General features: G+C 62.8%; 24 protein-coding genes and 2 tRNA genes. 19 read left to right on the top strand and 7 right to left on the bottom strand.

Annotation, left to right across the window (positions count from 1 at the left end):
* Positions 1-42 precede the first annotated feature (42 nt).
* A complete protein-coding gene (locus tag TO66_RS06510) occupies positions 43-768 on the bottom strand; it encodes an OmpA family protein (protein ID WP_044461559.1) in 726 nt (241 codons plus the stop codon).
* A gap of 102 nt (positions 769-870) precedes the next feature.
* The gene (locus TO66_RS06505) at positions 871-1,563 is read right to left on the bottom strand and encodes an OmpA family protein (RefSeq protein ID WP_044461558.1); all 693 of its coding nucleotides are present in this window, start codon (positions 1,561-1,563) and stop codon (positions 871-873) included.
* A 196-nt stretch (positions 1,564-1,759) separates the two neighbouring features.
* Here TO66_RS06505 and TO66_RS06500 point away from each other — a divergent pair, with 196 nt between their 5' ends.
* The 4 genes from TO66_RS06500 to TO66_RS32320 all read left to right on the top strand — a co-directional run bounded on the left by TO66_RS06500 (position 1,760) and on the right by TO66_RS32320 (position 3,513).
* The gene (locus tag TO66_RS06500; protein WP_044461557.1) at positions 1,760-2,257 is read left to right on the top strand and encodes a DUF6231 family protein; all 498 of its coding nucleotides are present in this window, start codon (positions 1,760-1,762) and stop codon (positions 2,255-2,257) included.
* A gap of 4 nt (positions 2,258-2,261) precedes the next feature.
* Positions 2,262-2,738 (top strand): YchJ family protein, encoded by a 477-nt coding sequence (locus TO66_RS06495; protein ID WP_044461556.1) that lies wholly within the window; start codon positions 2,262-2,264, stop codon positions 2,736-2,738.
* A gap of 83 nt (positions 2,739-2,821) precedes the next feature.
* The gene (locus TO66_RS06490) at positions 2,822-3,316 is read left to right on the top strand and encodes an LEA type 2 family protein (protein ID WP_044461555.1); all 495 of its coding nucleotides are present in this window, start codon (positions 2,822-2,824) and stop codon (positions 3,314-3,316) included.
* Positions 3,313-3,513 carry an SEC-C metal-binding domain-containing protein gene (locus TO66_RS32320; RefSeq protein ID WP_007923047.1) on the top strand — a complete coding sequence of 67 codons (201 nt, stop codon included), beginning with the start codon at positions 3,313-3,315 and terminating at the stop codon, positions 3,511-3,513. The genes TO66_RS06490 and TO66_RS32320 overlap by 4 nt, the downstream gene beginning before the upstream one ends.
* A gap of 112 nt (positions 3,514-3,625) precedes the next feature.
* Here the strand turns inward: TO66_RS32320 and TO66_RS06480 are convergent, their stop codons facing one another.
* A complete protein-coding gene (locus TO66_RS06480) occupies positions 3,626-4,186 on the bottom strand; it encodes a cysteine hydrolase family protein (protein WP_044461554.1) in 561 nt (186 codons plus the stop codon).
* Positions 4,187-4,334: 148 nt separating this feature from the next.
* Between TO66_RS06480 and TO66_RS06475 the strand changes: the two genes are divergently transcribed.
* The 7 genes from TO66_RS06475 to TO66_RS06445 all read left to right on the top strand — a co-directional run bounded on the left by TO66_RS06475 (position 4,335) and on the right by TO66_RS06445 (position 12,057).
* On the top strand, positions 4,335-4,979 hold the full coding sequence (locus TO66_RS06475; protein ID WP_044461553.1) for a glutathione binding-like protein: 645 nt from the start codon (positions 4,335-4,337) through the stop codon (positions 4,977-4,979).
* A 183-nt stretch (positions 4,980-5,162) separates the two neighbouring features.
* Positions 5,163-7,586 carry a penicillin acylase family protein gene (locus tag TO66_RS06470; RefSeq protein WP_044461552.1) on the top strand — a complete coding sequence of 808 codons (2,424 nt, stop codon included), beginning with the start codon at positions 5,163-5,165 and terminating at the stop codon, positions 7,584-7,586.
* Positions 7,587-7,867: 281 nt separating this feature from the next.
* Entirely contained in the window at positions 7,868-8,650 is a 783-nt protein-coding gene (locus TO66_RS06465) for a transporter substrate-binding domain-containing protein (RefSeq protein WP_044461551.1), read from the top strand.
* Positions 8,651-8,706: 56 nt separating this feature from the next.
* Positions 8,707-9,435: an ABC transporter permease gene (locus TO66_RS06460; RefSeq protein WP_044461550.1), complete on the top strand. Its 729-nt coding sequence runs from the start codon at positions 8,707-8,709 to the stop codon at positions 9,433-9,435.
* Positions 9,432-10,142 carry an ABC transporter permease gene (locus tag TO66_RS06455; RefSeq protein ID WP_044461549.1) on the top strand — a complete coding sequence of 237 codons (711 nt, stop codon included), beginning with the start codon at positions 9,432-9,434 and terminating at the stop codon, positions 10,140-10,142. The genes TO66_RS06460 and TO66_RS06455 overlap by 4 nt, the downstream gene beginning before the upstream one ends.
* Positions 10,143-10,162: 20 nt before the next feature.
* Positions 10,163-11,281, top strand: a complete 1,119-nt coding sequence (locus TO66_RS06450) for a succinylglutamate desuccinylase/aspartoacylase family protein (RefSeq protein WP_044461548.1) — start codon at positions 10,163-10,165, stop codon at positions 11,279-11,281.
* 11 nt (positions 11,282-11,292) lie between these two features.
* Positions 11,293-12,057: an ABC transporter ATP-binding protein gene (locus TO66_RS06445; RefSeq protein WP_044465959.1), complete on the top strand. Its 765-nt coding sequence runs from the start codon at positions 11,293-11,295 to the stop codon at positions 12,055-12,057.
* An 82-nt stretch (positions 12,058-12,139) separates the two neighbouring features.
* On the opposite strand, the gene TO66_RS06440 is transcribed toward TO66_RS06445, so the two are convergent.
* Positions 12,140-12,346: a hypothetical protein gene (locus tag TO66_RS06440; protein ID WP_044461547.1), complete on the bottom strand. Its 207-nt coding sequence runs from the start codon at positions 12,344-12,346 to the stop codon at positions 12,140-12,142.
* A gap of 107 nt (positions 12,347-12,453) precedes the next feature.
* A complete protein-coding gene (dcd, locus tag TO66_RS06435) occupies positions 12,454-13,020 on the bottom strand; it encodes a dCTP deaminase (RefSeq protein ID WP_010445012.1) in 567 nt (188 codons plus the stop codon).
* A gap of 351 nt (positions 13,021-13,371) precedes the next feature.
* On the opposite strand from dcd, the gene TO66_RS06430 reads away from it, so the two are divergent.
* Complete coding sequence (locus tag TO66_RS06430; RefSeq protein WP_044461546.1) at positions 13,372-13,581, top strand: cold-shock protein; 210 nt, start codon at positions 13,372-13,374, stop codon at positions 13,579-13,581.
* A 124-nt stretch (positions 13,582-13,705) separates the two neighbouring features.
* A complete protein-coding gene (locus TO66_RS06425) occupies positions 13,706-15,124 on the top strand; it encodes a toxin-antitoxin system YwqK family antitoxin (RefSeq protein ID WP_044461545.1) in 1,419 nt (472 codons plus the stop codon).
* Between the two features lie 104 nt (positions 15,125-15,228).
* Here the strand turns inward: TO66_RS06425 and TO66_RS06420 are convergent, their stop codons facing one another.
* Entirely contained in the window at positions 15,229-16,236 is a 1,008-nt protein-coding gene (locus TO66_RS06420; protein WP_044461544.1) for a DUF481 domain-containing protein, read from the bottom strand.
* Between the two features lie 164 nt (positions 16,237-16,400).
* Here TO66_RS06420 and TO66_RS06415 point away from each other — a divergent pair, with 164 nt between their 5' ends.
* From TO66_RS06415 to TO66_RS06400, 4 genes are all read left to right on the top strand, one after another.
* Positions 16,401-16,754 (top strand): MGMT family protein, encoded by a 354-nt coding sequence (locus TO66_RS06415; RefSeq protein ID WP_044461543.1) that lies wholly within the window; start codon positions 16,401-16,403, stop codon positions 16,752-16,754.
* Between the two features lie 43 nt (positions 16,755-16,797).
* A complete protein-coding gene (locus tag TO66_RS06410) occupies positions 16,798-18,363 on the top strand; it encodes an AmpG family muropeptide MFS transporter (protein ID WP_044461542.1) in 1,566 nt (521 codons plus the stop codon).
* Between the two features lie 128 nt (positions 18,364-18,491).
* Positions 18,492-20,207: a proline--tRNA ligase gene (locus TO66_RS06405; RefSeq protein WP_044461541.1), complete on the top strand. Its 1,716-nt coding sequence runs from the start codon at positions 18,492-18,494 to the stop codon at positions 20,205-20,207.
* A gap of 17 nt (positions 20,208-20,224) precedes the next feature.
* The gene (locus tag TO66_RS06400) at positions 20,225-21,178 is read left to right on the top strand and encodes a hypothetical protein (RefSeq protein ID WP_044461540.1); all 954 of its coding nucleotides are present in this window, start codon (positions 20,225-20,227) and stop codon (positions 21,176-21,178) included.
* A 114-nt stretch (positions 21,179-21,292) separates the two neighbouring features.
* On the opposite strand, the gene dinB is transcribed toward TO66_RS06400, so the two are convergent.
* On the bottom strand, positions 21,293-22,354 hold the full coding sequence (dinB, locus tag TO66_RS06395) for a DNA polymerase IV (RefSeq protein ID WP_044461539.1): 1,062 nt from the start codon (positions 22,352-22,354) through the stop codon (positions 21,293-21,295).
* A gap of 302 nt (positions 22,355-22,656) precedes the next feature.
* On the opposite strand from dinB, the gene TO66_RS06390 reads away from it, so the two are divergent.
* Positions 22,657-22,733 (top strand) — tRNA-Met (locus tag TO66_RS06390).
* Between the two features lie 208 nt (positions 22,734-22,941).
* A tRNA-Met gene (locus tag TO66_RS06385) sits at positions 22,942-23,018 on the top strand.
* Positions 23,019-23,201 lie beyond the last annotated feature (183 nt).

The raw sequence follows: 23,201 nt of genomic DNA, 5'->3' as shown, positions 1-23,201 counted from the left end.
AGCCAGAGGGCGGCGAAAATTCTCCCGCCGCCCGCCCCGTTATCAACGCTGGAGGTGCAACTCCACCCGGCGATTCTGCGCCCGCCCTTCTTCGGTGGCATTGTCGGCGACCGGTTCGCTCTCGCCCTTGCCCTGGCTGGTCAGCTTGTTCGGCGCCAGTCCCTGGCTCAGCAGGAAGGCCGCGACGCTGCTGGCGCGGCGCTCGGACAGCTTCTGGTTATAGGCGTCCGTTCCCTGGCTGTCGGTATGGCCGACGACCTGGATACTCACCACATCGGCCCCCTGGAGCTTGGCCAGCAAGCCTTGCAACTGCTCACGGGCTTGCGGGGTCAGTTCCGCCGAGTCGAAGGCGAACAGCACGTCGCCCTGGTCGCTGAGGGTAATCACCTCGGACTGCGGCGCCGGCTCGACGGCCGGTGGTGGCGCGGCCGGGTATTGCGGCAACGGGCAGCCGCGGTTGTCGACCGGCGTATTGGCCGGGGTATCCGGGCAGCGGTCGCGGCGGTCGAACACGCCGTCGTCGTCCTGGTCGCCATCCTGGGCGTAGCAGATCAAGCCACCGGTCACCAAGCCAAGTGCCGCGCCGCCGCCGGCCCAGCCGCCACTTTCGATGGCGCCCAGGCCGCCGCCCACCAGGCCGCCGATCAGGCTGCAGATGGGCCACGTACGCTGGTTGAGGGGGGCGGTACCGTCACTGTGGGTCGCGCAACCTGTGAGCAGGCTGCCAAGCAGTAGAACCGGCAAGGCGGCTCGCGAGAGAAGACTCATCATGAATGCTCCTGTGTCACCGGCCCATACCGGTAACACAGGAGTAAAGACCGCCATGGGCGGCTGCACAAGCCGCTCATGGCGGGCATGTGCGCCGAGTGGTCAGCGGTTGATTTTGATTTCCGTACGGCGGTTCAGCGCACGACCATCGGCCGTCTTGTTGTCCGCCACCGGATGGCTTTCGCCGCCGCCCGCCACCGAGACGAAACTGCCCCGTGGCACACCCGCGCCGATCAGGTACTCGGTCACCGAATGCGCGCGTTTTTCCGAAAGGCGCTGGTTATAGGCATCGCTGCCGACGCTGTCGGTGTAGCCGGTCACCCGCAGTTGCGCACTTGGGGCCTCCTGTTTCAAGCGGGTGGCGATGGTGTCGAGCTTGGCCTTGTCGGCTGCGGTGAGCCTGGCCGAGTCGAACTCGAAGTGCACGTCACGGATGACAATGGTCTCTTCCTTGACCACCACCACTTCCTCGACCGCGGCCACAGGCGTCGGCGGGCAACCGTTGGCATCGACCTGCACGCCCTTGGGCGTGCCCGGGCATTTGTCGCGGCTGTCCGGCACGCCATCGCCGTCTTCGTCGCCGTCACCATGCACCCAGCAATAACCGGCCGCGACACCCGCGCCGAGCAAGGCGCCGTAGCCGGCCCACGACGAGCTTTCAATCGCGCCCAACGCGGCCCCGCCGACACCCCCGACGGCGGCGCAGGTCGGCCAATCGGTTTTTTGCAAACCTGCGCAACCAGTCAACACACTGGTTAGCAGAACCAAAGGTAATGCTGTCCGAACTATGCTCATCCAGTTTTCTCCTGAGGGAATCGGCTTGGCACCGATTTGGGGGAGTAAAGACCCGCCTTTAAATCTGCGCCAGCCAACGGCCACGGGGCCTTTGCGGCGTAGCGAGGGAAAAGCGCCGGTCATTTCAGGCAAGACGGCTCTAGGCCCGCAGGTCCGGGCAGGCTAGTCTTTGCCACTCAACGATTGAGGATTTTCGATGACCGCCGGTATTTCTTCGCGCACGCCCCAGCAAGCCATGGCCGCCCTGCTCGAGCGCTACGCCCCGCGCCAGCTGTTGCTGATCGGCGCCAGTGGCTTTCCGGCTTTGGAAGCGTTTTGTCAGGCGCACCCCGAAACCGTCCTCGCCCAGGCCGCTCCCGGCCCCTTGCCAGCAGAACTGGCGGCGCGCCGTTTCGACCTGGCGCTGGCGGTCGACTGCCTGGAGCATCTGCCCAAGCGCGATGGCCTGAACCTGCTCGGCGGGATCCGCAACCTCAACGCCAGCCGCATCGCGGTCCTGGCCGACCTGGATGCCTGCGGCTGGCAGGAAACCGACTTCTTTTCCCTGGCCCTGCAAGCCAGTGAACGTTTCCAGCGCGACGCACAGGTCCTGACCCTGTTCACCTACGATCTGCTTGAATACAAACAAGTGCCCGACTGGCTCAACTCCAGGTTCTGGGCGAATCCGGAAAACTTCGGGAAGTACTGGTGGTAATGCAATGAGTCGTTCTATTTGTCCCTGCGGCAGCGGCAACCTGCTGGATGCCTGCTGCGGCCACTATCACGCCGGCCACCCCGCGCCCTGCGCCGAGGCCCTGATGCGCTCGCGCTACAGCGCCTATGTGCTGGGCCTAGTGGATTACCTAGTGGCCACCACGCTGCCGGCGCAACAGACCGGCCTCGACCGCCAGTCCATCGGCGCCTGGAGCGCACAAAGCACCTGGCTGGGCCTGGAAGTGGAAAGTTCGGAGGTCTTCGGCGGCCAGCCGGAACATGCCTTTGTCACCTTCACCGCGCGCTGGCACGACAGCCAGGGCGAGCACAGCCACCGCGAGCGCTCGTCCTTCGTGCAGAACGGCGGGCGCTGGTATTTCATCGACCCCACCGTGCAGCTCAAGGCCGGCCGCAATGACGCCTGCCCCTGCGCCAGCGGGCAGAAGTTCAAGAAGTGCTGCGCCAGCTACTTCACCAGCTGACCGACATCCGAACGGCCCCTGGCCCCGACACACCGCCATTTCTCGCTCAGCGCCTAGACTGGAAGTTCAAACGGAGTAATGGCATGGTCGCTCAGCTACGCGCACTACGGACACTCGGGCTGCTCACAGCGCTGGCGCTGTCGGGATGCGCCTCATGGTTCGCCGATGACAGCCCCGATCCACAGGTCCATCTGGTCAAGGTCGAGGTGATCAAGGCGAATGTCCTGGAACAGCGCCTGCGCCTGCACTTTCGCGTCGACAACCCCAACGATGCCGATCTCACGGTCAGGGCCCTGGAATACCGGGTCTATCTGGGCGACATCCTGCTCACGGAGGGCGAGCACGAACACTGGTTCACCGTCGGCCCCAAACGCAGCGCCTATTTCCAGGTTCCGGTGCGCACCAACCTGTGGCCCCAGGTGCGTCAGGTGGCGAAATGGTTGAAGGAACCGCAGCGACCGATCCCCTATCGTCTGGAAGGCCTGCTGGAAACCGGATTATTCATCGGTCATGACGTGCACCTGAGGCGCAAAGGCGAGATAATTCCCGCCGATTTTATTCCGGAGCTACCTCGATGACCCAGCAACCCCATGTCCATGGCCCTGACTGCAACCACGATCATGATCACCACGATCACGACCACGGCCATGTTCACGGTCCGCATTGCAACCACGCTCACCAGGAGCCGGTGCGCAACGCCTTGAAAGATGTCGGCCGCAACGATCCTTGCCCTTGTGGCAGCAGCAAGAAATTCAAGAAGTGCCACGGCGCCTGATGCCGTAACCCCTGCTTTCATGTAGGAGCGAAGCTTGCTCGCGATGGGATCAACTCGGTCACCTTGATCAACCCAGTCGTCCCTATCGCGAGCAAGCTTCGCTCCTACGGGCCTACAGATCGTGTGGCAGGATCTGCTTCGAATCGATCACCGTCGCGTACTCGCCATGCAAGTTGCCCAGTGACATGGCATGCACCTCTTCGGCGCTGCGGGCCCGGCCAAAGAAGTCGGCCTTGTCGAAGGTGTAGCAGGCGTCTTCCACCACCCAGGTGTCGAACCCCAGGTTGCCGGCGGTGCGCGCCGTCGACTCCACCGAATTGTGGGTCGCCACGCCGACTATCACCAACTGGCCGATCCCGGCCCGGCGCAAATCGGCTTCCAGGGTCGTGGCGCAGAAGGCGTCCGGTACCTGCTTGCGAATCACCGCCTCGCTGCCCTGCGGCAAAAACCGCTGCTGGAACTCCACCCCCGACTGCCCCGGCCAGAACACCGACTGCTCGCTACGGGACAGGTGCTGCACGTGGATCGGCGGCCGCGCCGTCCGCCGCCAATACGCCAGCAACTCGGCGATGCGGTCTTCGGCCCCGGGGTTGTTACGCCGCCCGAGCCTGGGGTGCAGGATGCCCTGCTGTTGATCGATCAGGATCAGCGCCGCATTTGTCTGAAGCTCCATGCTGATTTTTCTCACATCGGGTCATTGAATTTCGCGCACTTCAACATCACCTCTCCTGACAGGCAAGCCGTCGTATGTAGACCGGATGACCGAATACCGCCGTCTGCTGTCCGTAACAGAATGTCCTTTCGTTTATCTGGAGAGCTCCATGATCGATCTGTATTACTGGACCACCCCCAACGGCCATAAAATCTCCCTGTTCCTCGAGGAAGCCGGCCTGCCCTACAGCGTGCACCCGGTCAATATCGGCCAGGGCGAGCAGTTCAAGCCCGAGTTCCTGAAGATCGCACCAAACAACCGGATCCCGGCCATCGTCGACCATCAGCCGGCCGACGGCGGCGCGCCGCTGTCGCTGTTCGAGTCTGGCGCCATCCTGTTGTACCTGGCGGAAAAGACCGGGCAATTCCTGCCCAAGGACCTGCGTGGTCGCCAGGAAGCCCTGCAATGGCTGTTCTGGCAGATGGGCGGGCTGGGTCCGATGGCCGGGCAGAACCATCATTTCAGCCAGTTCGCCCCGGAAAAGATCCCTTACGCGATCAAGCGCTACGTCGATGAAACCGACCGTTTGTACGGCGTGCTGGACCGACGCCTGGCGGACCGGGAGTTCGTCGCCGGCAGCGAATACAGCATCGCCGACATGGCGATCTACCCGTGGATCGTTTCCCACAAGTGGCAAAGCCAGGACCTGGAAAACTTCCCCCACCTGCACCGCTGGTTCAACCGTATCCTCGACCGCCCGGCCACCACTCGCGCCTACGCCATCGTGCAGCGGGTCAATCCACCCAAATCCTGAGCCCCGACAGCCCGTCGTCCGCTCGCCGACCGCGGTGGCCGCTCTGTTCCGGGCGGCCACCCAGCGGCGGCGCCGGCTATTTATCCGGCCACGCAGAAATACTCTCGCGCCCCGCTTGCGCGGCACTCGCCTGCTCACTAACGTAGCGCCTTTATTGACGCTACCCCCCGCAGGAGCTTTGCCATGGCCTCGCCAGCCTTCTCACACTTTCTTCCCCGGTTCGGCGTTGCCGCGGCAGTGGCCGGCGTTCTCAGCCTGGCCGGTTGCCAGTCATGGAACACTCAGGACAGCCTGCCGCCGACCTCCGGCGTGCAACCGCTCAAGGGCCTGGCCCAGAACGTATCGGTACGGCGCAATGCCCTGGGCATGCCGCTGATCGAAAGCAACAGCTTCCACGATGCGCTGTTCGCCCTGGGTTATGTGCATGCCAGCGACCGGATCAACCAGATGGTCACCCTGCGCCTGCTGGCCCAGGGCCGCCTGGCGGAAATGTCCGGCCCGGAGGCGCTGGATGTCGACCGCTACATGCGCGCGGTCAACCTGAAAAACAGCGCCGGCGAGCTCTACAAGGCTTCTTCCCCGCGGATCAAGCGCTTCTTCGAGGTCTATGCCCGCGGGGTCAACGCCTACCTGTTCCGCTACCGCGACAAGCTGCCGCCGGACCTGGCCGCCACCGGCTACAAGCCCGAGTACTGGAAGCCGGAAGATTCGGCGCTGATTTTCTGCCTGCTGAACTTCAGCCAGTCGGCCAACCTGCCGGAAGAGATCAATGCCCTGGTGCTGGCGCAGAAAGTCGGCGCCGACAAACTCGCCTGGCTGACCCCGAGCTACCCCGACGAACCGCTGCCGCTGGCCGAGAGCGACAAGCTCAAGGGCCTCAACCTGAACATCCCGGGCCTGGGCGAAATCAGCGCCGCCGCCGGCAAGCTGGACCAGCTCAACCCGTTGAGCGCCAGCGGCGCCAGCAATTGGGCCATCGCCCCCCAGCGCAGCCGCAGCGGCCGCAGCCTGCTGGCCGCCGACAGCCAGTCGCCGGCCTGGAACCTGGTACAGATCCGCGCGCCCAAGTACCAGGCCGCGGGCGCTACGATCCCGGGCCTGCCGATGATCGTCCAGGGCTTCAACGGCAAGATCGCCTGGAGCACGGCGTCGGTCGGCGGCGACAACCAGGACCTGTTCCTGGAAAAACTCAAGCGCCAGGGCAATGCGCTGTATTACGAAGCCAACGGCAAATGGCTGCCGGCCGTGGTACGCAATGAAACCTACTTCGTCAAAGGCCAGCGGCCGATTCGTGAAGCGGTCTATGAGACCCGCCATGGCGCCCTGCTCAACAGCGCCGGCAATCCCGGTGGTGGTTACGGCCTGGCCCTGCAACAGCCGAGCCTGGCGGACGACAAGAGCCTGGATGCCTTCTTCGACCTGTCCCGGGCGCAGAACGTGGAACGGGCTTCCGACGCCAGCCGCGAGATCCGTGCCATCGGCCTGAATCTGCTGTTCGCCGATGCCAGCCATATCGGCTGGCAAGTCACCGGCCGCTTCCCCAACCGCCGTGAGGGCGAAGGCCTGCTGCCGTCGCCGGGCTGGGAGGGTCGCTACGACTGGGACGGTTATGCCGACCCGATGCTCCACCCCTATGACCAGGATCCGGCCCAGGGCTGGCTGGGCACCGCCAACCAGCGGGTCATCCCCCATGGTTACGGCATGCAGTTGTCCAACTCCTGGTATTACCCGGAACGCGGCGAGCGCCTGGCCGAGCTGGCCGGCAGCGGCAAGCACGACGGCCGCAGCATGATCGCCATGCAGTACGACCAGAGCACCACCTTCGCCGCCAAGCTGAAGAAAATGTTCGAAGCCCCCGGCATGGCGCAGCCGCTGAAAAAGGCCATCGACGCCCTGCCCGAAGCGGACCGCGGCAAGGCTCGCGAGGCCTACAGCCGCCTGATGGCATTCGACGGCAAGCTCAGCCCGGTATCGGCCGACGCGGCGATCTACGAGCTGTTCCTGCAGGAAAGCGCCAGGCTGATCTTCCTCGACAAGCTGGGCCCGGAATCCAGCCCGGCGTGGCAGGCCTTCGTCGCCAACGGCGCGCTGTCCTATTCGGCCCAGGCCGACCACCTGCTCGGCCAGGAAGACAGCCCGTTCTGGGACGACAGCCGGACCCCGCAGAAAGAAGACAAACCGACGATCCTCGCCCGCAGCCTGGCCGCGGCCATCAGCGCCGGCGAACGCCAGCTGGGTGGCGATCGCCGCGCCTGGCAATGGGGCAAGCTGCACGGCTACAGCTGGAAAAACGCCAGCGGCCAGACGATTCGCGGCCCACTGGCCGCCGGTGGCGATCACAGCACCCTGAACAGCTCGCCGTATCGCTGGGGCCAGGACTTCGCTGTCACCCAGGCCCCGGCGCTGCGCCTGATCGTCGACTTCGGCCAGAGCGAACCGCTGAGCGTGATGAACAGCAGCGGCCAGTCCGGCAACCCGGCCAGCCCCAACTACCTGAACGGCATCGACGGCTGGCTCAAGGGCCAGTACCTGAGCTTCCCGCTGCAACCGCAGAACTTCGACCGTCTCTACGGCAAGACCCGCCTGACCCTCACTCCAGGCAAGTGACCTTGCGCCGCCCGCCCCCAGCAGGGGGTGGGCCGGCCCCCGCGCCGCTTTTCCTCCCCCACATTCGCCCCGGCCAACCGGCCCCCGCTCGCTATTGATGCATGAGCTGCGGCACGCGCCTTTTCAGTGCATGGCCGGCCCATCCCCCGCCCTTGCACCACCTTTTAAAACACCTGTTCGGGACTCTGGTTCGGAAATTGCTACTTTCATTAAGTCTGACGCTTTGCAGTAACAGTCCTAATGCGCCACAAGCGCTCATCTTGGTTTCCAGGGATTACATAATGAAAAAAGCACTGCTGACCCTTTCTGCACTGGCTCTCTGCATGGCCGCCGGCTCCGCGCTGGCCAAGGAATACAAGGAACTGCGCTTCGGCGTCGACCCGTCCTACGCACCTTTCGAATCCAAGGCCGCCGATGGCAGCCTGGTAGGCTTCGACATCGACCTGGGCAATGCCATCTGTGCCGAACTGAAGGTCAAGTGCAAATGGGTCGAAAGCGATTTCGACGGCATGATCCCGGGCCTCAAGGCCAATAAATTCGACGGTGTGATCTCGTCCATGACCGTCACTCCGGCCCGCGAGAAGGTCATCGACTTCTCCAGCGAGCTGTTCTCCGGCCCGACCTCCTTCGTCTTCAAGAAAGGTTCCGGCCTGAGCGAAGACACCGCCTCGCTCAAGGGCAAGGCCGTCGGCTACGAGCAGGGCACCATCCAGGAAGCCTATGCCAAGGCCGTGCTGGACAAGGCCGGGGTAAAGACCCAGGCCTACCAGAACCAGGACCAGGTGTACGCCGACCTGATTTCCGGACGTCTGGACGCGTCGATCCAGGACATGCTGCAAGCCGAGCTGGGGTTCCTGAAATCGCCGCAAGGCGCCGATTATGAAGTGAGCAAGCCAGTGGAAAGCCCGCTGCTGCCGGCCAAGACAGCTGTCGGTATCTCGAAAGGTAACAAAGAGCTCAAGGCTCTCCTGGATAAAGGTATCAAAGCGTTACACGATGATGGCACCTACGCCACCATCCAGAAAAAGCACTTTGGCGACCTGAATCTCTACAGCGGTAAATAAGCACCTGGCGCCCATCCTCGATGGGCGCCTTTTTTATCGCCACAGGTCCCTGATTTATGTTCGAAGAACTTTTGCAAACCCTTGGGCTTTCCGCCTTCAGCCTCAAGGGGTTCGGTCCGTTGCTGCTGGAAGGCACCTGGATGACGATCAAACTTTCGGTGTTGTCGCTGCTGCTCAGCGTCCTCCTCGGCCTGATCGGCGCCAGCGCCAAACTCTCCCGGCTGGGCCTGGTGCGGCTGCCGGCCCAGCTCTACACCACGCTGATCCGCGGCGTACCGGACCTGGTCCTGATGCTGCTGATCTTCTACAGCCTGCAAACCTGGCTGACGTCCTTCACCAACTTCATGGAATGGGAATACATCGAGATCGACCCGTTCAGCGCCGGGGTCATCACCCTGGGTTTCATTTACGGGGCGTACTTCACCGAAACGTTCCGCGGCGCCATCCTCGCCGTGCCCCGCGGCCAGATCGAAGCCGCCACCGCCTACGGCCTCAAGCGCGGCCAGCGTTTTCGCTTCGTGATCTTTCCGCAGATGATGCGTTTTGCCCTGCCGGGCATCGGCAACAACTGGATGGTGATGCTCAAGGCCACCGCACTGGTGTCGATCATCGGCCTGGCCGACCTGGTCAAGGCCGCCCAGGACGCCGGCAAGAGCACCTACCAGCTGTTCTACTTCCTGGTGCTGGCGGCGGTGATCTACCTGCTCATCACCAGCGCGTCCAACGTCGTCCTGCGCTGGCTCGAACGCCACTACGCGGCCGGCTCGCGGGAGGCGGTGCGATGATCGAACTCCTGCAGGAATACTGGCGCCCCTTCCTTTATAGCGACGGCTACAACATCACCGGCCTGGCCATGACGATGTGGCTGCTCAGCGCCTCGATCTTCATCGGCTTCCTGGTGTCGATCCCGCTGTCCATCGCCCGGGTCTCGCCGCACTTCTATATCCGCTGGCCGGTGCAGTTCTACACCTACCTGTTCCGCGGCACGCCGCTCTATATCCAGCTGCTGATCTGCTACACCGGGATCTACAGCATCGCGGCGATCCGCGCCCAGCCGGTGCTCGATGCGTTCTTTCGCGACGCGATGAACTGCACCATCCTCGCCTTTGCCCTGAACACCTGCGCCTACACCACGGAGATCTTCGCCGGGGCGATCCGCAGCATGGCCCACGGTGAAGTCGAGGCCGCCAAGGCCTACGGCCTCAGCGGCTGGAAGCTGTACGCCTACGTGATCATGCCGTCGGCCCTGCGCCGCTCGCTGCCCTACTACAGCAACGAAGTGATCCTGATGTTGCACTCCACCACCGTAGCCTTCACCGCGACCATACCGGACGTGCTGAAAGTCGCCCGCGATGCCAACTCGGCGACCTTCATGACGTTCGAGTCCTTCGGCATCGCCGCGTTGATCTACCTCACCGTGACCTTCGCGCTGGTCGGCCTGTTCCGTCTCGCCGAACGCCGCTGGCTGGCCTTCCTCGGTCCGGCCCACTAGAACAAGGCAAACCATTCCCCATGCGCCACCAGACCCATGATCTGCTCGCCCCGCTGCCGGGCACCGCGCGGCAGATCCACAGTTTCCACTTCGGCCCCGAACGGGCCGAAGGCAAGATCTACATCCAGTCGTCGCTACACGCCGACGAGTTGCCGGGCATGCTCGTGGCCTGGCACCTCAAGGCGCGCCTGGCGGAGCTGGAAGCCCAGGGCCGCCTGCGCAGCGAAATCGTCCTGGTCCCGGTGGCCAATCCGGTCGGCCTGGAGCAGGTATTGATGGATGTGCCGCTGGGCCGCTACGAACTGGAGAGCGGGCAGAACTTCAATCGCTGGTTCGTCGACGTCGCCGACCAGGTCGGCAACGCCATCGAAAGCCAGCTGAACGACGACCCGCGGCACAACCGCGAACTCATCCGCGCCGCCCTGCGCCATGCCCTGGCAGAGCAGACCGCCGGCACCCAGCTGCAGTCCCAGCGCCTGGCCTTGCAGCGCCTGGCCTGCGACGCGGACATGGTGCTGGACCTGCACTGTGATTTCGAAGCCGTGGCCCACCTGTACACCACGCCCGAGGCCTGGCCGCAGGTCGAACCGCTGGCCCGCTATATCGGTTCGCAGGCCTGCCTGCTGGCCACCGACTCCGGCGGCCAGTCGTTCGACGAATGCTTCACCCTGCTCTGGTGGCAATTGCAACAGCGCTTCGGCGAACGGTTCGCCATTCCCCAGGGCAGTTTTTCAGTCACTGTCGAGCTGCGCGGCCAGGGCGATGTCAACCACGACCTGGCGAGCCGGGATTGCCAGGCGGTGCTGGATTACCTGACCCATTTCGGCGCCATTGCCGGCGAGGCGCCAGCCCTGCCCGAACTGCCCTATCCGGCCACTCCGCTGGCCGGTGTCGAGCCGGTGGCCACGCCCGTCGGCGGCTTGCTGGTGTTCACCGCCCTGCCCGGGGAATACCTGGAGGCCGGTCAACAGGTCGCCGAGGTCATCGACCCGATCACCGACCGTGTCACACCCATTCACTGCAGCGGCGCCGGCCTGCTCTACGCCCGTTCGCTGCGCCGCATTGCCACGGCCGGCATGGTGATCGCCCATGTCGCCGGCCGCGAAGCCTATCGCAGCGGCTACCTACTTTCGCCTTGAGGATGCATGCCATGTACAAACTGACCATCGAAGGCCTGCATAAATGCTACGGCGACAATGAAGTGCTCAAAGGGGTCTCGCTCAAGGCCAGGACCGGCGACGTGATCAGCCTGATCGGCGCCAGCGGCTCGGGCAAAAGCACCTTCCTGCGTTGCATCAACTTCCTCGAGACCCCGGACGACGGTGCCATGAGCCTCGACGGCCAGGCGATCCGCATGGTCAAGGACCGCCACGGCATGCACGTGGCCGACGCCGAGGAGCTGCAACGGATCCGCACCCGCCTGGCCATGGTGTTCCAGCACTTCAACCTGTGGAGCCACATGACCGTGCTGGAAAACATCACCATGGCGCCGCGCCGGGTACTGGGCATCAGCAAGAGCGAGGCCGAGGAGCGCGCCCGGCGCTACCTGGACAAGGTCGGCCTGCCCGCCCGGGTAGCCGGCCAGTACCCGGCCTTTCTCTCCGGCGGCCAGCAGCAGCGGGTGGCGATTGCCCGGGCCCTGGCGATGGAACCGGAAGTGATGCTGTTCGACGAACCCACCTCGGCCCTCGACCCAGAGCTGGTGGGCGAAGTGCTCAAGGTGATCCAGGGGCTGGCCGAGGAAGGCCGGACCATGATCATGGTCACCCATGAAATGAGCTTCGCGCGCAAGGTGTCGAGCCAGGTGCTGTTCCTGCACAAGGGGCTGGTGGAAGAAGAAGGCGTGCCGGAAGAGGTGCTGGGCAATCCGAAGAGCGAGCGCCTGAAACAGTTTCTCAGCGGCAACCTGAAGTAGCTCCAGAGCGCCAACAGGCAAAAGGCCAGCCCGCCGCGACCTCGATGGATGCGGCGGGCCGGCCTTTTTTCAGGGGCGTCAATCAGGCGACAGGAGCGGGAGGCGGCTCGTCCGGCAGGGTTGGCTCGCCAGGTTCGGTCGGCTCGGCGGGTTGTGGGGAATCCGGGTCGGGTTGGCCGGGAATGCCGCCTGCCACGCTGGGGTGCGCCAGCAGTGACCAGGCCAGGACGCCGACCTGATTGGGCTCAAGTCTGGCAATTGCGGCGCTTACAAGCGGATCGATCTTCATGGGGTACTCCTGAGCTATGCACGGTCCGCTGTGCGCAAACCGGGGCAGTCCTCTGAATAGAGTATCTGCCCGCCCAGGAATTCCCGCTACTTGATCGGACGGCGAACTCAGGTACGCGGCAGGGTCACGCCACGCTGGCCCTGGTACTTGCCGCCACGGTCCTTATAGGACACTTCGCACTCTTCGTCGGACTCCAGGAACAGCATCTGCGCCACGCCTTCGTTGGCGTAGATCTTCGCCGGCAAGGTGGTGGTGTTGGAGAATTCCAGGGTCACGTGGCCTTCCCACTCAGGCTCGAGCGGAGTGACGTTGACGATGATGCCGCAACGGGCATAAGTGCTCTTGCCCAGGCAGATCGTCAGCACATTGCGCGGGATGCGGAAGTATTCGACGGTACGGGCCAGAGCGAAGGAGTTGGGCGGGATGATGCAGACGTCGCTCTTGATGTCGACGAAGCTGCCGGCATCGAAGTTTTTCGGATCGACGGTGGCCGAATTGATGTTGGTGAACACCTTGAACTCATCGGCGCAGCGCACATCGTAGCCGTAGCTCGAAACGCCGAAAGAAATCAGCCGGTCCGCGCCTTCGCCACGCATCTGGCGCTCCACGAAAGGCTCGATCATGCCGTGCTCTTGCGCCATGCGGCGAATCCACTTGTCCGATTTGATGCTCATGGCGGGTGTCCTGAAATAGCGAGGTGGAAAAATTCTGTCCGGCATCTTACCGGGGTGCGCCTGCGGGTTCAAAGTCTGCACCGCTTTTCTCGCTGCAGGCCGCAATACTGGCGGGCTGGAGCGCATCCGCCACACCGCCAGTCACTAAAAGCGCGAATCCTTCGCAAAGAACATTGGCAGGTTCTGGAAAAAGGGTTAAGGTGGCGCCACTGTGCTGCTTGTGTCACTGAGAATCTCTACACGATGTTGAATTTCGATCCAACCATCTCCAGAATTTTTCCTGCTCTTTGCACTCAGTCTCGGCCAGGGCTTTTCCTGAGCCGCAGTTAACTTTGTCCAAGGAGATACACCATGTCCAATCGCCAAACCGGTACCGTTAAGTGGTTCAACGATGAAAAAGGCTTCGGCTTCATCACTCCACAATCCGGTGACGACCTGTTCGTACACTTCAAAGCTATCCAATCCGACGGTTTCAAAACCCTGAAAGAAGGCCAGCAGGTTTCTTTCATCGCTACCCGCGGTCAGAAAGGCATGCAAGCTGAAGAAGTTCAAGTTATCTAACTTGTACTGAAACAGTAAAAAGCCCCGCCCTCAAAGCGGGGCTTTTTTGTGCCCGGGTGTTTTTACTCATCGCCCGTACGCTTATGATCCGCCACCCCCTGGACAATCACATGGAAACAGCAGGATGCCGTTCAAACACTGGAAGTCGTTGAGCACTGCCGTACTGACCTTCACCCTCCCGCTCACTCTCTCGGCCGCCCCTGTCCCCGACCACCCAACGGTCATCACCAGCATGAACACCCGCTCCAGCTACATCGGGGTGGACTCGGAACAACAGCCCCAGCTGCGGCTCGCGGTGCTGCTGGAGCTTTCCACTGCCCATCGCTGTGGAAGCAACGAGGTGTATCTCACGCCGGAATCGGCAGGCATTCCCGAAGAATCATTCAGCAGAGCCCTGGGAGAGATTCAGCAACTGATCGATCAACAGGTCCCTCTGTTGCTAACCCTTTCGGACTGCGACGGAAAACGCGCCTTCTTCAAGAAAGTCCGGCCCTGTACCCCCGAAGAGTGCGGTGACCTGACCGCTTCCCTGGTCGACGGCAAGCTCTATCTCGACGAGCAATACGCGCCGACAGGCCAGAGCCTGGCCTCGTACTACCTGAAGATGCCGATGAGCTACGACAAACGGCAAAAAGCCTGGCACGCGAAAGTCTTCTATGCCGAATCAGGCACCCTGCGCCGGGACTTTTTCGTCAGCACCGAGGACTTCGTTTCAGGCAAGCCCGTGCACACCTCGAAAACCTACTACCCGAGCGGCCAGATCGGTCAAAGCATCGGCTATGACGCCCAAGGCAGACGCCAGGGAGAGGTGCTGACCTACTCCGAGAACGGTGTCGTGGTCGAACGCACGAACTACCTGGACGACCTTCTCGAGGGTCGGCAAACCACCTACCACGACAATGGCAAGGTGGCCGAGGCCTACAACTGGCACCAGGACAAACGCGTCGACGGCGAATACCTGGAATACGACGAGAACGGCAAGCTCGCCGGTCGCATCACCTACCGCGACAACCTGCTGGACGGCCCAGCCATCAGCTATTACCCGGATGGGCGGGTCAAGAACAGTGGCACCTTCGTCGCCGGCAAGAAAGTCGGGCCCAGCCCGTCCTACTACCCCGATGGCACCCTGGAAGGCACTGTCGACTACGTCGACAACCAGCCCGTGGGCTGGCAGGTCGAGTACCACCCCAACGGCAAGGTAAAGCAGAAGCAATTCAACGACGAACACGGCACCCAGCGCAGTTATGCCCTTTGGAACGAACAGGGCGTGCAGACCCTCCAGTGGCAGTGGGATGAACAGCACCGCGAGCAGGGTGATTTCAAGGAGTGGTACGACAATGGCCGGCTCAAGGACCACAAGATCTACAAGGACGCACAGCTGCAAGGGCCTGCGCTTACCTGGTACGAAAACGGCCAGATGAAGTCATCCACGGACTACCTCGACGGCCAGGAGCACGGTTGGATGCGCTTCTGGAACGAAGACGGCAGCACACGAAGCGAATGCCAGTACCAGGCCGGCGCCCGTCAAGGGACCTGCAGCTGAGCCACGCATGACCAGGTGTTATTGAGACCGCGCCCTGGCGCCGTCGAACGAAAAGTCCCGCCGGTGCGAACCGCGGGACTTTTTCGTTGCAAGGGCTGCGACGCTTACCAGGCCACGCCAAACCCCGCGGTGTAGCGGGTCTTGTTGAGGTCGCTGTCCTTGGTGCCGCTGATGATGTCGCGCTCGGCCTTGAGGTTGAGCGACGCCCAGTCCGTGACCTTGTAGCGCAGGCCGATTTCGGCATCCAGGGCGTAATTGGCCACATCGGAGAGCGGCTTGCCCACCTCGCCATTGGTAAACAGCTCGACTCGCTTGCCGATCAGGTAGCGGTTGTAGTCCCACTTCATGGCCAGGGAATAGAAGTTGTCCTTGCCGCCATCCTTGTACTCATAGTCTGTACGGTTGAACAGCGACCCGAGGGAGAACGCACCCAGCTCGTCGTCCCAGAACTGATAGCCCGGGCCGGTACCCACCACGCGCTGGCGGGCCAGGTCCTCGACCTTGTCGCGCTTGTAATTCAAGCGGCCCTGCCAGAACCACTGGTCGGTCAGGAAGCGGTCCAGGGCGTATTCGGCGCGCCAGTTGTCGGTGGTGACCACATCGTTCTGGAACTCGCGGTTGTATTCGCCTTCCGCGGTGTGCCGCCATTTGCCATGGCGCGCCGAGGTCTTGAAGTCGATGTCGTAGTCGTCGGTGTCCTTGTCCGCCCGCTGATAATCCAGCGCCATATCGACATTGCCCTTCCACACCAGGTCCTCGACCACCGGCTTGGGCTTGAGGATCTGCTGGATGCTCGCCAGCTCCACGGTCTTCGGCGCCTCGCCGTTGGCCAGGGTCACCTTGCCATCTTCCGCCGCATGCAGGGACTTGGCCTTCTCACCGCTATAGGCGTCCTGCTTGACCAGCAGTTCCTGGTCGCTTTCCAGGGTCTTGACCTGTTTCCAGTCGATCGGGATGGCCCCGGCATACTCGGTCTGGATCAATAATTTGCCACCGTCGAAGACTTTGATCTTGCCACTCAGGCGGTCACCGTTCTTCAACCACACGGTATCGGCGAGCAAGGGGCTGGAGGCACTGAAAACGGCAAGGCACAGCAGGGTTCTGGACAACATAAACAGATACAGGACTCGAGTTTGCGAAAAAAACCGGCATTATCCACATCGATAACGCGTCAGGTACGACTGACTCGGCTATCTATAGTGAGTTCAACTTTTCAACCGTTAATACCTGCTTTGTCCTACAGACGGTTTACAAGCCTTCATCAGGAAATCCACACGTGACCGAACCGCTCGACACCGCCCAAAGTCCCGCCGAAATCCGACGCACGGCGCTCTACCTGACCCTCGCCCAAGTGCCGGAAGGCAAAGTGGTCAGCTATGGCCAACTGGGGGAAATGGCCGGCCTGGGACGTGCCGCGCGCTGGGTCGGGCGCACGCTCAGCCAGTTGCCCGCCGACACCACCCTGCCCTGGCACCGTGTGCTGGGCGCGGGCGGGCGTATCAGCCTGCCTGCGGGCAGCGCATCGGGCGACGAACAGCGCGCGCGATTGCGCATGGAAGGTGTCTCGATCCTGAACAATCGAGTGGATATTCGGCGCCATGGCTGGCGTCCGGTAGAGCACAGCGGTTAGAGTGCGCGCTTTGTTTCCGTAATTCTGAGGCAGACTCCAGCCCATGCCCCGTAAAACCTGGCGCGCCGCGCTCGCCGCCTATGCCAGCCCCTCGACGCTCGTGCTGTTGCTGCTTGGTTTCGCCGCCGGCCTGCCCTACATGCTGGTGTTTTCGACGCTTTCGGTCTGGTTGCGTGAAGCCGGCGTGGCTCGCGAGACCATTGGCTATGCCAGCCTGATCGGCCTGGCCTATGCCTTCAAATGGGTCTGGTCGCCCTTGCTCGACCAATGGCGCCTGCCGCTGCTGGGCAAACTCGGACGCCGCCGCTCCTGGCTGGTCCTGTCGCAAGCGCTGGTGCTCCTCGGGCTGATCGGCATGGGGTTCTGCGATCCGCAAAAACACCTGTCCTGGCTGATCGCCATTGCCGTTCTCGTCGCCTTCGCCTCGGCCACCCAGGACATCGCGGTGGACGCCTACCGCCTGGAAATCGCCGACGACAGCCGCCAGGCCGCCCTGGCTGCCAGCTACATGTCCGGCTACCGCGTCGCGGCGCTGCTGGCCACCGCCGGCGCCCTGTTCTTCGCCGAAGGCTTCGGCTCCACCGGTTTCAGCTACAAGCATTCGGCCTGGACCGGCACCTATGTGCTGTTCGGCGTCCTGATGATTCCCGCGCTGCTGACCACCCTGTTCATGCGCGAACCACCAGTGCCGCTGCGCACCCAGCTGTCCGCCGGACGCTACAGTTTCATGCACCAGCTGGTCTCGGTGTTCGTGCTGATCGTGCTGCTGGTGTCCGTGCCGGCGATGTTCACCCAGCTGTACAACACCGATTTCGCCAGCGTGCTGTTCGAAGGCGTCAGCCTGCTGGACCTGTTGCTGGAAGACCGGGCGTTCCTGCGGGCCATCCTCTACATCATCCTGACGTCCCTGTGCCTGTCGGCCATGGGCCGTCGCGGCCTGGCGCCGGTGCTGACCCCCGTCAACGACTTCATCCTGCGCTACCGCTGGCAAGCGCTGCTGTTGCTGGGCCTGATCGCCACCTACCGGATGTCGGACACGGTGATGGGCGTGATGGCCAACGTCTTCTACATCGACCAGGGCTTCACCAAGGACCAGATCGCCAGCGTCAGCAAGATTTTCGGCCTGATCATGACCCTGGTCGGGGCCGGCATGGGCGGCCTGCTGATCGTGCGCTTCGGCATCCTGCCGATCCTGTTCATCGGTGGCGCCGCTTCCGCCGCGACCAACCTGCTGTTCCTGATGCTCGCCGACATGGGCCCCAACCTGCAGATGCTGGTGCTGACCATTTCCCTGGACAACTTCAGCTCGGGCCTGGCCACCTCGGCCTTCGTCGCCTACCTGTCGAGCCTGACCAACCTGAAATTCTCGGCGACCCAGTACGCCCTGCTCAGCTCGATCATGCTGCTGTTGCCACGCCTGATCGGCGGTTATTCCGGCGTCATGGTGGAGAAGTTCGGTTATCACGACTTCTTCATGATCACCGCACTGCTCGGCGTGCCGACGTTGATCCTGATCGCCCTGCACTGGTTCCAGGAAAGCCGTCGCGCCGAGCCGCCGGCAGCCCCCGAAGCCACGCCGCCAGCGGCCGCCGTCAGCGAAGAACGCTAAGAAACTCCCGGGCGCACGGGCCTTCGGCCGGCGCCCCGACCTCCCCCGGCCGCACGCCTGTACGGCAACGGATCTCGCCCGTACAATGCTCCGTCATTTCCAGTCTCAGCAACCGACAACGGCCTACCATGCGCACCAGTCAATTTTTGCTCGCCACACAGAAAGAAACGCCTTCCGATGCGGTCGTGATCAGCCATCAGCTGATGCTGCGCGCCGGCATGATCCGCAAACTGGCCTCGGGCCTGTACACCTGGCTCCCGATGGGCCTGCGGGTGATGCGCAAGGTCGAAGCCATCGTTCGTGAGGAAATGAACGCCGCCGGCTCCCTGGAAGTGTTGATGCCGAGCACGCAACCGGCTGAACTGTGGCAGGAATCCGGTCGCTGGGAGGAGTACGGCCCTGAACTGCTGCGCTTCAAGGATCGTCATGGCCGCGATTTCTGCGCTGGCCCGACCCACGAAGAAGTGATCACCGATCTGGCCCGCAACGAGCTGAGCAGCTACAAGCAGCTGCCGATCAACCTGTACCAGATCCAGACCAAATTCCGCGATGAAATCCGCCCACGCTTCGGCCTGATGCGCGGTCGCGAGTTCATCATGAAGGACGCCTATTCCTTCCACGCCGACCAGGCATCGCTGCAGGTCACCTACGACCGCATGCACGAAGCCTACTGCAACGTGTTCACCCGCCTGGGCCTGAAATTCCGTCCGGTAGAAGCGGACAACGGTTCCATTGGCGGCGCCGGCTCCCATGAGTTCCACGTACTGGCCGAGTCCGGCGAAGACGATATCGTCTTCAGCAACGGCTCCGACTACGCGGCGAACATCGAGAAAGCCGAAGCCGTGCCTCGTGAAACCTCGCGCCCGGCGCCAAGCGAAGAACTGCGCCTGGTCGATACCCCCGACGCGAAAACCATCGCGCAGCTGGTGGAAGGCTACAACCTGCCCATCGAAAAGACCGTCAAGACCCTGGTGGTGCATGCCGAGGAAGCCGGCAAGCTGATCGCCCTGATCGTTCGCGGCGACCACGAGCTGAACGAAATCAAGGCGGCCAACCAGCCTGGCGTGGCCAGCCCGCTGGTCATGGCCTCGGAAACCGAGCTGCGCGACGCCATCGGCGCCGGCGCCGGCTCCCTGGGCCCGCTGAACCTGCCGCTGCCGATCATCATCGACCGCTCGGTCGCCCTGATGAGCGACTTCGGCATCGGCGCGAACATCGACGACAAGCACTACTTCGGCTTCAACTGGGAACGCGACATGGCGCTCCCGACCGTGGCCGACCTGCGTAACGTGGTCGCCGGCGACCCGAGCCCGGACGGCAAGGGCACCCTGGAGATCAAGCGCGGCATCGAAGTCGGGCACATCTTCCAGCTGGGCAACAAGTACAGCAAGGCGATGAAGTGCGAAGTGCTGGGCGAGAACGGCAAGCCGGTCACCCTGGAAATGGGCTGCTACGGCATCGGCGTGTCCCGCGTGGTGGCCGCGGCCATCGAGCAGAACAACGACGAGAACGGCATCATCTGGAGCGACACCCTGGCGCCGTTCCAGATCGCCCTGGTGCCGCTGCGCTATGAAACCGAGCAGGTTCGCGAAGCCACCGACAAGCTGTACGCGCAACTGACCGCGGCCGGCTTCGAAGTGCTGCTGGACGATCGCGACAAGAAGACCAGCCCGGGCATCAAGTTCGCGGACATGGAACTGATCGGCATCCCACACCGGATCGTGGTCAGCGACCGTGGCCTGGCCGAAGGCAACCTGGAATACAAGAGCCGTACCGAAGCCGAGGCGCAAGCGCTGCCGGTGGCCGACGTGCTGTCCTTCCTCCAAGCCCGTATCCGTCGCTGAAACCAGATAGAGAAGTCATGTTCAAGCGAAACACCTTAGGCCTCGGTGGCGCCGCCTTGTGCGGCGCCCTGCTGGTCAGCGGCTGCGCCAACCAGATGTCGCAACGCAGCGAACACGAGGAACGTGTCGAGCGTAAATTGCTCGACCACAGCCTGCAGATCGATGTCGGTGAGCCTAAGGTGCTTGAGCTGCCGCAACGCCGGGTACGCATCCACGAGCAGAAGACCTTCGAAGTCACCGAGTTCGAAGTCACCCGTCGCTACGATCGCTACACCCCCTATCAACCCTGGCGGGAACTCTATGAGATTCCGCTGGGCGCGGTAGCGGTGGTCGCCGGTATCGGCGCCAATGTGGTCAACGTGTTTGCCCTGGGCAACCTGCCGGACAGCGTCACCAAGGACTGGATCAGCTACGGCGTGGCCGGGCTCAACCCGTTCATGAACGTGCAGTCCCATGGCCGGGCGCAGCAGAACCTGGCGGGTATCGACGAAGTCCAGCGCGACAAGCGCGTGGAGTATTCGAGCCTGCCCTGGAGCGAGCGCCCGGTGCAGGTCAAGGCCGGCAGGGAAACCTTCGACCTGAGCACCGACCGCAATGGCGTGCTGCGCCTGAACCTGCTGGACAGCCCGTTTTCCGAGCAGGACCTCAAGCATATCGGCACGTTGCAGATCAGCGTCGCGGATGCCCAGGACGACGTGCATTCCGACTCGTCGCTGAGCATCAGCGGCACGCTGCGCGGCAAGCTGCTCGAAGCGCACAACCTGATCTACGACGACCTCGAGGACGACGAAGTGAGCCAGTGGGTGCACCGGGTCAAGCGTCTATCCGAGCTGGGCCTGGAAGAAGAAGCCAGCGAGCTGGAACAGAGCCTGATCGAGCTGACCCGCAACGATCCGGAGCTGCAAAGCGAATTCCTCAAGTCGCTGACCAAGAACGCCGGCCGCCTGGTCGCCGATCCTGGCGCCCGCTAAAACCTGCACAGCCCCTGTAGGAGCGAGGCTTGCCCGCGATAAACGATGACAGGGTGTACCTGAAGCCCCGTCACCTGGACCGCAGGCAAGCCGCCCTTCTATTGGGAGACACAATCAGCGGCTGAACAGCTCCAACTGCTCATGCCCGCCCCGCAGATCCTGCAGGCGCACGCCAATCCCCAACAGCCGCACCGGCCGGTCCCCGCGCTTGAACGCCTGGGTCAGCAGCTGCCGGTAACTGTCCAGATCCCGCCCGGCTCCCGCCTGCTCGAGGGTGGTCTGGGTGAAGTCATGGAACTTCACCTTGACGAAGGGTTTGCCCGGCCGATAACTGCTGTCGATTCGTTCGATCCGGCCGGCCAGGGTCTGCATCAGCTCCGGAAGCTTGTCCAGGCAGCTCTGCAAGTCCGGCAGATCGACGTCGTAGGTGTTTTCCACGCTGATGGATTGGCGCCGGCTGTCGTTCTGTACCGGCCGCTCGTCGATGCCCCGCGCCAGGTTCCACAGGCGCTCGCCAAAACTGCCGAATTCGCGCACCAGCGCCAGCTTGCTCCAGTCGCGCAACGCCTCGCAGTTGACGATCCCCAGGCGCCCCAGCTTGTCGGCCGTGACCTTGCCCACGCCATGCAGCTTGTTGACCGGCAAGGCCGACACGAAATTCTCGACCTGGCCCGGCGTGATCACGAACAGCCCGTTGGGCTTTTTCCAGTCGCTGGCGATCTTGGCCAGGAACTTGTTCGGCGCCACGCCGGCCGACACCGTGATGTGCAACTGGTTGGATACCCGGCGGCGAATGTCCTGGGCAATGCGCGTGGCACTGCCGGCGAAACTGGGGCTGTCGGAAACGTCCAGATAGGCCTCGTCCAGGGACAGCGGCTCGATCAGGTCGGTGTAGTCGCGAAAGATCGTATGAATCTCTTTCGATGCCTCGCGGTAGGCCTCCATGCGCGGCTTGACGATCAGCAGGTCGGGGCACAGCGTCAGCGCGTGCCGCGACGACATGGCCGAACGCACGCCGAAGGCCCGGGCCTCGTAGTTGCAGGTGGCGATGACCCCACGACGCTCCGCCGAACCGCCCACCGCCATGGGTCGGCCGGCCAGCTGCGGGTCGTCGCGCATTTCGATGGCGGCATAGAAGCAATCGCAGTCGATGTGGATGATTTTGCGCTGCGTCATATAGGGGCAGAGTTCACCAGAGGCGGAAGGTCGAACAGACAACAGGGTCGACAGTATCTCACCGGGAACTGTATATAGCACCAGTAGTTTGATTTCTCCTGCCCGACGCCTGAAAAATCGGAAAATAAATTTACTTTCTCAATCAAGCGAAGCCCTTCGATAGAGCTGAAAGCCTTGTGTGGCATGCCCCCGAGGCCGATTCGCCGCTCGCTCACGCAAGCTAAGCAATTGAACATGAAGAGTTTTTTAAGAACCATGGGTTGACAACCCGGCGATCCTCTGTAGAATGCCGCCACATCAGACGCGGGATGGAGCAGCCTGGTAGCTCGTCGGGCTCATAACCCGAAGGTCGTCGGTTCAAATCCGGCTCCCGCAACCAAACATCGAAAAAGGCCACTTGAAAGAGTGGCCTTTTTTGTGCGCGTTCGTTTTGTTCCCGCCTGCCGCGAATGAGGCGATGAATAACATAAAACCCCTTTTGCGACCGAGACTTACCCTCTTTTGCTGGCTCCAGGACATTTATTTGACCCTGCGCAGCATTAACGGTTGACACCCTGGCGCTCATCTGTAGAATGCCGCCCCACAGACGCGGGATGGAGCAGCCTGGTAGCTCGTCGGGCTCATAACCCGAAGGTCGTCGGTTCAAATCCGGCTCCCGCAACCAAACATCAAAAAAGGCTACTCGAAAGAGTGGCCTTTTTTGTATCTGTCGAAAAAATCTTTTCGCAACAATGACCTGGCAATCTGCCACGAACCGTTAGTCGCCTCCCTCAATTCCTTCCTGCCCGCTATGCTCTTCCCTGGCAGCAACATGAAACGCTGCCCGTCCGGGCTCGCAGGGCCATGG

It is taken from the genome of Pseudomonas sp. MRSN 12121 (assembly GCF_000931465.1).
Lineage (GTDB): Bacteria > Pseudomonadota > Gammaproteobacteria > Pseudomonadales > Pseudomonadaceae > Aquipseudomonas.
This window is presented reverse-complemented; position numbering and strand designations above follow the sequence as displayed.